7 protein-coding genes are annotated in these 6,000 nt (G+C 58.7%); 2 read left to right on the top strand and 5 right to left on the bottom strand.

Going from position 1 to position 6,000, the window contains the following annotated elements; all coding sequences use genetic code 11:
- Positions 1-462 precede the first annotated feature (462 nt).
- On the top strand, positions 463-696 hold the full coding sequence (locus NTD82_RS23280) for a hypothetical protein (RefSeq protein WP_410017080.1): 234 nt from the start codon (positions 463-465) through the stop codon (positions 694-696).
- A 47-nt stretch (positions 697-743) separates the two neighbouring features.
- Here the strand turns inward: NTD82_RS23280 and panB are convergent, their stop codons facing one another.
- Together panB and NTD82_RS23270 are read right to left on the bottom strand one after the other, a co-directional pair.
- Positions 744-1,577 (bottom strand): 3-methyl-2-oxobutanoate hydroxymethyltransferase, encoded by an 834-nt coding sequence (panB, locus tag NTD82_RS23275; protein WP_262130455.1) that lies wholly within the window; start codon positions 1,575-1,577, stop codon positions 744-746.
- 63 nt (positions 1,578-1,640) lie between these two features.
- Entirely contained in the window at positions 1,641-2,258 is a 618-nt protein-coding gene (locus NTD82_RS23270; RefSeq protein ID WP_262130454.1) for a LysE family translocator, read from the bottom strand.
- 190 nt (positions 2,259-2,448) lie between these two features.
- Here NTD82_RS23270 and NTD82_RS23265 point away from each other — a divergent pair, with 190 nt between their 5' ends.
- A complete protein-coding gene (locus tag NTD82_RS23265; protein WP_262130453.1) occupies positions 2,449-2,901 on the top strand; it encodes an Lrp/AsnC family transcriptional regulator in 453 nt (150 codons plus the stop codon).
- A 49-nt stretch (positions 2,902-2,950) separates the two neighbouring features.
- On the opposite strand, the gene actP is transcribed toward NTD82_RS23265, so the two are convergent.
- From actP to NTD82_RS23250, 3 genes are all read right to left on the bottom strand, one after another.
- A complete protein-coding gene (gene actP / locus NTD82_RS23260; protein WP_262130452.1) occupies positions 2,951-4,615 on the bottom strand; it encodes a cation/acetate symporter ActP in 1,665 nt (554 codons plus the stop codon).
- A complete protein-coding gene (locus NTD82_RS23255) occupies positions 4,612-4,923 on the bottom strand; it encodes a DUF485 domain-containing protein (RefSeq protein WP_262130451.1) in 312 nt (103 codons plus the stop codon). The genes actP and NTD82_RS23255 overlap by 4 nt, the downstream gene beginning before the upstream one ends.
- Positions 4,924-5,171: 248 nt before the next feature.
- Positions 5,172-5,981 (bottom strand): AraC family transcriptional regulator, encoded by an 810-nt coding sequence (locus NTD82_RS23250; protein ID WP_262130450.1) that lies wholly within the window; start codon positions 5,979-5,981, stop codon positions 5,172-5,174.
- Positions 5,982-6,000: the final 19 nt, after the last annotated feature.

Below are 6,000 nucleotides of genomic sequence, written 5' to 3'. Positions count from 1 at the left end.
TAGACCAGATGAACGCACGCCTTTACTTTCTGCGGTTTTTGGGCGTGACGGTCTTTTAGATCGTCATGTTCGGCAACTCATACAGCAAGTTTTTGATAGGAGTGTAGACGTAATGAATGGAGACTTGCATGCTGAAAGTGAAATTTCTAATTTAAGGCTTGCTTCGCTTCATTGGCTGCGACATACGAGTGCCTCATTTGATGCACCTCTCAGAGATGCTCAAGACCTACAGGCGGACTTAGGTCACAGGAGCTTACGAACTACAACGGACGACTATTATAACCGACTGTAGAATGCTTGACAGGATCCAAGGACTACCCTGGTTGCATGTGCTAGAAGAACCAAATGGCAAGAGTTACCCGAAGCGCTCGGTCCACTGGCTCGCTTCGCTGCGCCTGAGTCTTTATCCGCGATAGCCACGCCTGGGGGGCTGGCGCGGGCCAGCAGTACACCGCGCACTCGTTGCGTCGAGAGTTCGCCAATTGGGCGAGTCGCAACTGGTGGGATACGAAGGCGTTGATGGAGTACGTGGGATGGGGCGATGTTCAATCGGCGGCGCGTTATATCGAGGCGATTATCCGTTTGGTGCATGGTGGCCGTGAGGCCCTCAGTCCCTTCACTCTGCGGCCTCTTCCTGTTGCAACTGACGGGCGCGAAGTAATCGACAACATGGTGGACGTCGCCCACTTCTTCTAGCGGGCACGCGGGCAAGGTCAGCAAGTGCCAGATATCTGCGACCAAGTTTAGAACGTGTGCTCCTGCCCGGGGAAAGTGCCTCCTGCCACGTCTGCGGCAAACGCCTGCGCTGCATCACCGAGCACCTTGCGCAGGTCGGCGTACTGCTTGACGAACCGCGGCAATGGGCCGCTGCGTAGCCCCGCCATATCCTGCCAGACCAGCACCTGGGCATCGCAGGCGTTGCCGGCGCCGATCCCCACGGTGGGGATGGAAACCGCCTCGGTAATTCGACCTGCGACTTCACCCGGTACCATTTCGATCAATAAGGCAAAGGCACCCGCGCGTTCGAACGCAATTGCCACCTCCACCAGGCGATTGCCGTCGTCGCCCTTGCCCTGGATCCGATACCCGCCCAACTGATGTTCTGCCTGAGGAGTAAATCCGATATGCGCCATAACGGGTATGCCAGCAGCGACGAGCTTCTCGACCTGAGCGAGCATCTCGATGCCGCCTTCCAGTTTCACCGCGTGTGCGCCTCCTTCCTTCATGAAGCGCACGGCGGTATGGAAGCACTGCTCGGCAGACCCTTGATAGGACCCGAACGGTAAGTCTGCAATCACCAATGCGCGTTCGGTGACGCGCGAGACCGAGCGTACCAGTGGCACCAACTCGTCGACCGTGACCGCTAGCGTCGAGGCGTAACCGTAGACGTTGTTGGCGGCGGAATCGCCGACCAGCAGCACCGGAATGCCGGCGTCTTCAAACACCGCAGCGCTGTACATGTCATAGGCGGTGAGCATGGCCCACTTTTCGCCGCGCACTTTCATCTCCCGCAAATGGGGGATACGTACCCGTGGAGTAGGGCGAGTCACATAGGGGGCGTTTGATTGATCTGACATCGTTGTTCCTCTATCAAGCAATTCGGGAGCATCCCTGCGTCTATGACCTGAGCGAAACCTGATTCAGTACAGCGCCTGCTCGATCAGCAGTACCAGCGCAATAATGATCATCGCTACCCCTGACACGCGGCTGACCCACTGTGCCGCTGCGGGCCTGGCATGCAGGACCGCCCGCGAGCCGTAGCCGACCAGCAAGTACACCACGCCACAGCTGAACGTGTGCACCAGGCCCAGCGCAACAATCTGCAGCGGTATCGGCCAGTTGGCCTCAGGCGAAGTGAACTGCGGCAGCAGCGCGAGAAACAGCAAGAATACCTTGGGGTTGAGCCCGCTGACGCAGAGCCCTTTGACTGTCCAACGGGCCGCCGAGTCTGAATGCTGGTCCTCGCCGGCTTGCGGTATTGACGGGTGGGCAAACATATTGAAACCAAGCCATAACAAGTACGCCGCACCCGCCACCGTCAGGATGGTCAGGGCGAAGGGCGTATTGGCGACAATCCCACCGACACCGGCGGCAACTACCAGGGTTGCGATCAGATGGCCCATCAACAGCCCGACCACCGCCGGGATAACGACCCGTCCGTGCAAGCCTGCAGAAATGGCATAAGCCCAGTCAGCGCCTGGGGTAATGACGAACAGCAACGACACTGCCCAGAAGGCGGCAAACATACTCAAGGTCATCAAGGACTACCTTTTACGTCGAATATTTTGGCGTGTTGCAATAGGCGAACAGCCGCCGAACAACGCCCGCCACGCAGCGCGAGTGGGGGTGACGAAGACGATGCTCAGTACCAATAGAATAATGGAAATGTCTCGGCATATATTGTCTAATATTCCATTAATCAATGCCTATAAGGGGAAAATATTCCACTTGAATGAGATCGATAGAAAGATCCTTGCTGAACTGCAGCAGGACGGTCGGCTTTCGGTCACCGAGTTGGCTGAACGCGTGGGCCTCAGTCTGTCGCCCTGTCATCGACGGGTGCGAGCGCTGGAGCAGTCGGGGGTTATTCTGAGTTATCGGGCGCAGTTGGCTCCGCGGGCACTTAACCTGAATTTTTCGGCGATGGTGTTCGTGACGCTACGCGAGGGCAACAGCAAGGCCGTCGAGGCGTTCGAGCAAGCGCTCATCGATATCGCCCAGATCGTAGATGCACAGCGGCTGTTCGGGGAACCCGACTACCTGCTGCATGTCATTACGGTCGACCTGCCGGCTTTTCAGAAGCTCTACGATGAGCGTTTGTCAACCCTGCCCAATGTGCAGCGGTTGACCTCGACCCTGGTGATGAAGCGCGTGGTCCATGACCGTGCATTGCCGCTTTGAATACTGCAAGAGGCCGTGGCGCCCCAACCGGTGCGCCACGGCCCAGGGCTCAATGCTGAACGGCTTTATCAGCGCCCCAGCCGGTTTCGGCGCGGATGCATTGCTGCTCGAAGGCCGCCCGTTCGACGACGCTGCGGTTGCTGCGATCAAGGCATGAAACCGCCCAGGCGGTGACGAATGCCAGCGGCATCGAGAAGAGGGCAGGGTAGTCGTAAGGGAACAATGCCTGGGGCTGTCCGAGCACTTTGACCCATACTCCCGGTGACAGCAGTACCAACACCAGCGCACTGATCAGCCCGATCAGGCCGCCCGAGATCGCTCCTCTGCTGGTCAAACCTTTCCAATACATGGCCAACAGCAGAATCGGGAAATTGGACGACGCCGCGACACCGAATGCCAGCGCGACCAGAAACGCTACGTTTTGGCCCTTGAAGGCGATACCCAGGATGACGGCTACAACGCCCAGACTCACGGTCGCCCAGCGGCTGACGCGCATTTCGGTCTGGGGACACGGTGTGCCCTTGCACAGGACGTTGGCGTAAAGGTCATGGGAAATCGCCGATGCGCCCGCAAGCGCCAGGCCCGCAACCACGGCGAGAATCGTGGCAAATGCCACTGCCGCGAGGAAGCCGAACATCAGGTCACCGCCCAGCGCTTGGGCCAGGTGCATGATTGCCATGTTCACGCCGCCCAGCAGCGGGCCTCCGATTACGCCCTGCTCGAAGAATTGCGGCTGCTGCCCAACGATGCTGATTGCCGCTGTGCCGAGCACGCAGACGAGGATGAAGAACAAGCCAATCAGCCCATAGGCGACGAGGACCGACTTGCGCGCCGCCTTGGCATCCGGCACGGTGAAGAAGCGCATCATGATGTGCGGCAGGCCGGCAATCCCGAACACCAAGCCCAACGACAGTGAAATCATCGACAGCGGATCACTGGCAATCTTCAGAGGGCCAAGGATCTTTACGCCGTTCTGGTGGCTGGCGACGGCGGTGTCGAGCATCTTCGCTACGCTGAAGCCAAAGTGTTGCAGCGCGAGGATGGTCAGCAGGATGCCGCCGCTCAGCAGCAAGACCGCCTTGATGATCTGCACCCAGGTGGTCGCGACCATCCCCCCGAAGGTAACGTACACGACCATCAGTACGCCCACGCAGACCACGGCTATTTCGTAGTCAAGGCCGAACAGCAAGTTGATCAACTGCCCGGCGCCGACCATTTGCACGATCAGGTAGAAACACACGACCACAAATGAGCTGAACGCGGAGAACAACCGGGTGCCAATGGGGTCGAGGCGATAGGCGATGATGTCTGCCAGGGTGAAGCGGCCGAGGTTGCGCAGGCGCTCAGCGATCAGGAACATGATCAGTGGCCAGCCGAGGATCGCGCTGACGGAATAGATCATACCGTCGAAGCCGCTGGAAAAAACCATGCTGGAAACACCGAGCAGTACGGCCGCAGACATGTAGTCGCCCGCGATCGCGAAGCCGTTCTGCATGCCGCTGATGCCGCCGCCTGCCGAGTAGAAGTCTGCTGCCGAGCGGGTCTTGCCGGCGGCCCAGTAAGTGATCGCAATGGTCGACAGGACGAACGCCAGGAATATACCGATAGCGGTATAGTTGGGCTGCCGCTGGTACGCCGCAGCAGCATCGGCAAAGGCCAAAGTGCTGCCTGAGCACAGGGCCAGCGTTACGCCTGTTTGCATAAGCCGCTTCATACATTCACCTCGGTCAGCAATACCTGTGTCATGTGGTCGAAGGCGCCGTTGGCGCGTACGACATAAACGGCGGTCAGTAACCATGAGCCGATGATCAGCACCAGGGCTGACCAGATCCCGGTGGTCAGCCCAAGGACTGCCGGTTCTATCAGCAGCAGATCAGGTCGCCACGACACCGCACATACAAACAGTGAATAGCAGCCGAGCACGATGACGGTCAGGCTAAAGGCCAGCCGATTTCTGCGCTGGACAAGTGTCTGATAACCAGGATGGTTGCGAAGCATGTTGAGTGCATCAGAGGACGTCATTAAAAGCTCCTTAATACCTTTATATGTGGCTGGAGTTTTTTGTTATGGATGCCACTAGTGCGTGGCACGGGTGCAGCGGAACTTACGGACTGGACAGAACGTAATAGGAAAGTTGCCGTTTTAATGAAACGGGGTGTCGGTAGCTTAATCAGGCATGGTGCACAACTGAATAACTCGACCCGCCGATTGAGTTGCATATTCCGCCAGTGTGCTGCGGGCGAATCGGCGTCGCTTGCTCGGGCGAAGCGTCAAGCTTTGCGCAGGCTGCACCATCGCGACGGGGAAAGCCCAAAGGCTTTCTTGAAGTGCCTGGACATATGGCTTTGATCAAAGAAGCCTGCTTCTGGAGCAGCCTCGGCCAGTGGCTTGCCGGCCAGCGCCAGCTGCTTGACCCGATCCAGTCGGCGCAATGTGAGGTAGCGGTGTGGGCTGGTGCCAAAGAAGGTGCGAAAGTCCTGGGACAGGTTCCAGCGGTCTCGGCCGGCGCACGTGGCAAGGTCATCTAGCGTTATCGGTAGATCGAGGTTGTCATCCATGTACTCCCGCGCGAGCCTCGCACTGGCAAAGTGGGCGGCGGCTTTGTCGATAGGCGCTCCGCTGAGTTCTGTCATGAGCACCATGAAGGCGTACAGGGCATCATCTTCGGCAAGCGAATCAAACGGCTCATCGAGCGCGCTTAGCAGCGCATCGGTCGCGTTGGCTATCCGCGAGTCATGACTGACGCCCGCCGAGAAAAACGGCAAGGGTCTGCCTTGCATGATCTCCTGGGCGAGCGCAGGGGGGATGTAGATACCCCGATAGCGCAGGCCCGACTCCGAGCCAGCACAGCCATCATGTTGTTCATCGGGGTGGATGATCATGGTTTCGCCAGCCAGGCATACCCTGGACTCGCCCCGGTAGCGAAAACGGTGGACGCCTGAAACGGTGCGGCCGATGGCGTAGGTGTCATGGCGGTGAGGATCGAACGCATGCGATCCGAAGAAGGCCTCGAAGCGCTCCACGCGTGCGTTCGGGTCCGCCAGTTTCACCCAGTCCTGCTTCGCTTGGTTGTCGGGCATGATGAGCGCTCCAACTTGT

It is taken from the genome of Pseudomonas sp. 5P_5.1_Bac1, assembly GCF_025466015.1.
Taxonomy (GTDB): Bacteria; Pseudomonadota; Gammaproteobacteria; order Pseudomonadales; family Pseudomonadaceae; genus Aquipseudomonas.
This window is presented reverse-complemented; position numbering and strand designations above follow the sequence as displayed.

Coding starts and splice junctions, on each gene's coding strand:
- NTD82_RS23270 (WP_262130454.1), bottom strand. CDS start 2,258: ATGACCTTGAGTATGTTTGCCGCCTTCTGGGCAGTGTCGTTGCTGTTC.
- NTD82_RS23250 (WP_262130450.1), bottom strand. CDS start 5,981: ATGCCCGACAACCAAGCGAAGCAGGACTGGGTGAAACTGGCGGACCCG.
- NTD82_RS23255 (WP_262130451.1), bottom strand. CDS start 4,923: ATGACGTCCTCTGATGCACTCAACATGCTTCGCAACCATCCTGGTTAT.
- panB (WP_262130455.1), bottom strand. CDS start 1,577: ATGTCAGATCAATCAAACGCCCCCTATGTGACTCGCCCTACTCCACGG.
- actP (WP_262130452.1), bottom strand. CDS start 4,615: ATGAAGCGGCTTATGCAAACAGGCGTAACGCTGGCCCTGTGCTCAGGC.